This window comes from Pedobacter sp. (assembly GCF_035566355.1).
Taxonomy (GTDB): Bacteria; Bacteroidota; Bacteroidia; order Sphingobacteriales; family Sphingobacteriaceae; genus Pedobacter.
Genome location: NZ_DATMRL010000387.1, coordinates 1 through 2,813 on the forward strand (window position 1 = coordinate 1; position 2,813 = coordinate 2,813).

At 41.3% G+C, this 2,813-nt stretch carries 4 protein-coding genes and 2 tRNA genes; 2 read left to right on the forward strand and 4 right to left on the reverse strand.

The window, feature by feature from the left end; genetic code table 11:
* The coding region (locus VNZ46_RS14755) for an MFS transporter (protein WP_325560842.1) at positions 1-848 on the forward strand (848 nt) is incomplete at its 5' end.
* 61 nt (positions 849-909) lie between these two features.
* On the opposite strand, the gene VNZ46_RS14760 is transcribed toward VNZ46_RS14755, so the two are convergent.
* From VNZ46_RS14760 to VNZ46_RS14775, 4 genes are all read right to left on the reverse strand, one after another.
* A tRNA-Val gene (locus VNZ46_RS14760) sits at positions 910-984 on the reverse strand.
* A 44-nt stretch (positions 985-1,028) separates the two neighbouring features.
* A tRNA-Val gene (locus tag VNZ46_RS14765) sits at positions 1,029-1,106 on the reverse strand.
* A gap of 87 nt (positions 1,107-1,193) precedes the next feature.
* Entirely contained in the window at positions 1,194-1,919 is a 726-nt protein-coding gene (recO, locus tag VNZ46_RS14770) for a DNA repair protein RecO (protein WP_325560843.1), read from the reverse strand.
* Positions 1,920-2,267, reverse strand: a complete 348-nt coding sequence (locus VNZ46_RS14775; RefSeq protein WP_325560844.1) for a diacylglycerol kinase family protein — start codon at positions 2,265-2,267, stop codon at positions 1,920-1,922.
* 83 nt (positions 2,268-2,350) lie between these two features.
* Between VNZ46_RS14775 and VNZ46_RS14780 the strand changes: the two genes are divergently transcribed.
* Positions 2,351-2,813, forward strand: a 463-nt coding sequence (locus VNZ46_RS14780) for an RlmF-related methyltransferase (protein WP_325560845.1), incomplete at its 3' end; no start/stop codon positions are given.

A 2,813-nucleotide genomic window follows, 5' to 3' on the forward strand; every position in this document is an offset into this window, starting at 1 on the left:
TTTATCAGCTGTTAATTTGTTTAATTGGTTTTGGCCTGGCGAGTAATGCGGTTAATATTTCGGTAAATACACAAGCTGTGGCCACGGAGGGGTTGTACCGTAAGCCTATTATGGCTTCTTTTCACGGCGTTTGGAGTTTAGCGGGTTTTGTTGGAGCGGGGATTGGCACTTTTATGATTGGAAAAGGAATTTTGCCTGCACCACATTTTATTTGTATTGCTGTGGTTACTGTGATTTCTGTAGTTGTATGCTGGCGATACTTACACAATGATCGTAAACCAGTGCATGCAGGGTCGGCCTTTGCGATTCCAGATAAGTCCCTGATTACCCTGGGGCTGATTGCTTTTTGTTCTATGGTATGTGAAGGGGCAATGTTTGACTGGAGTGTAATTTACTTTAAGAAAATTGTATTGGCTGAAAAAGGATGGATGGTAGCCGGTTATACGGCTTTTATGTGTACAATGGCTTTGGGTCGCTTTGTTGCGGATAAATTTTCCGCACGCTTCGGATTAAAGACTACTTTGCAGGTTAGCGGGGCATTGAGTACAATTGGTTTACTTATTGCTGTTATTTTTCCGGCTCTTCCAACGGCAATTATAGGTTTTATGTTGGTGGGTGCGGGAGTTTCTTCTGTAGTTCCTATGGTTTACAGCGCTGCCGGCAGATCCACGACAATGTCTCCTGGAGCATCTATTGCGGCCGTTTCTACGATTGGTTTTATTGGCTTCTTAATTGGACCTCCGGTTATTGGCTTCTTGTCTGGTGCGTTTACTTTACGCATTGCATTTGTGTTTATTGCCTTTATGGGATCTTGTGTCGTTATTTTATCGACCAGGTCAAAGGTCTAAACCTACCGGAAACAGGTATATAAAAAAAGGACGACATCATTGATGTCGTCCTTTTTTTGAGTGGGAGATACTGGGTTCGAACCAGTGACCCCCTGCTTGTAAGGCAGGTGCTCTGAACCAGCTGAGCTAATCTCCCTTCGGTTCTGCTCTTTTTGTTTTGAAACAGCTGAGCTGCTGTTTTGGTGGGAGATACTGGGTTCGAACCAGTGACCCCCTGCTTGTAAGGCAGGTGCTCTGAACCAGCTGAGCTAATCTCCCCTTGGTTCTTTTTATTTATTGTCCCTTGTGATCGGGAGTGCAAATATACACCTCTAAATTAAAACTCCAAAAAACTTTTCTAAAATTTTAAGATAAGACATCTTCAAGGATTTGATGGGAGCGGATTTCCCCAAAGGAAGCAGTGTGTAAAGTATAGAAAATCAGAATTTTATCTACTATGATTCTTCTTGTGGAATTATTTAATTTTATTTCATTAATTTTTTCAAAAGGTGTAGAAAATAGAGAAATAAACAGATCTGCCTCTGTTTTATTCATGAAATGCGGGTGGACAGGGGGCATAGATTTAAATTCACCTTCCTGCAAATCGAAGTAGTTCTGTCCCTTTTTGTTTTCTGTGCGGGGAGCAAATCCAAGGAAACGAGATAGCTTTAGTAGAAACGCAAGGTGAAAGCTGGTGTCCGCCATTTCGCATTCGTCAAACCAGGATATAGCATTGAAAATAAAGCTGAATAAATTTTCATCTGTGTGCTGTTGCCGTATACTCTTATACAATACTTCATTCAGAAACAGAATAATAGAACTTTTAACGATATCATAAGGTATCGTTCTGAATATGGGAGATGTTCTTAATTCAGAAATACGCTGCAGACTGGTATTTGCTTTATGGTAAACGACCATATCCAGCAAATGCAGAGGTTGAAGCATATTCATCCGGATTTTAGCCTTAGGTTTTTTTACTCCGTTGATGATATAAGACTGGATGCCAAATTTTTCAGTAAAAACCTGGACAATCACACTGCCTTCGCCATACAACGTCGTTTTTAGAACGATTCCCCTGGTTTTATGCAGCATTTATATGATTTTTGGTATAAAAATGATCAAGCCGATCAATGCAGCCAGGAGGGCGGCGATTAATACAGCTGCAGCTGCAGTGTCTTTTGCTATGCCGGCTTTCTGATGATAGTCAGGGGAGACCAGATCAACAAGGGCTTCGATTGCGGTGTTCACCAACTCTAAAACCAATACCATCGCTATGGACAGTAGAATCCATAGCCATTCTGTTTGGCTCAGATTAAAGTACCATCCAAAAAATACAACGATCAAAGCAGCAGCACAGTGAAATCTGAAGTTGATCTGTGTTCTAAATGCGTAATAGAGCCCCTTACCCGCGAAACCAAAACCTCTTATGAACTTTGACATATCTTTTTCAACTAAAACGTCAATAATGCTAAACTAAACACTTTAATTTGCAGCGTAAAGATAAAACACAGTAACGACAATCCATGGGAACCGACTCAAAAGAAGAAAAGAAACAATTGCATCCCAGAAATAAACACCGGTCCAGATATGATTTTTCGCTTTTGGTGAAAAGTTGCCCGGATCTGCGGGACTTTGTTCTTATAAACCCTTATGGAGATGAATCCATTGATTTTGCTGATGCAAGTGCAGTTAAAATGCTGAACAAAGCGCTGCTTGCGCAGTATTACAGAATAAAGCATTGGGATATTCCGGAAAATTATCTTTGTCCGCCGATTCCGGGGCGGGCGGATTATATTCACTATCTGGCGGATCTGTTAGGAGAATCAAATAATGGAGTAGTCCCCACAGGAAAATCAGTCAAAGTGCTGGATATTGGAACAGGTGCCAACTGTATTTACCCCATTATCGGACATCAGGAATATGGCTGGACCTTTGTGGGTTCTGACATCGATCGGGGAGCAGTGCAATCCGCAGAAAATATTATTT

Coding starts and splice junctions, on each gene's coding strand:
- recO (WP_325560843.1), bottom strand. CDS start 1,919: ATGCTGCATAAAACCAGGGGAATCGTTCTAAAAACGACGTTGTATGGC.
- VNZ46_RS14775 (WP_325560844.1), bottom strand. CDS start 2,267: ATGTCAAAGTTCATAAGAGGTTTTGGTTTCGCGGGTAAGGGGCTCTAT.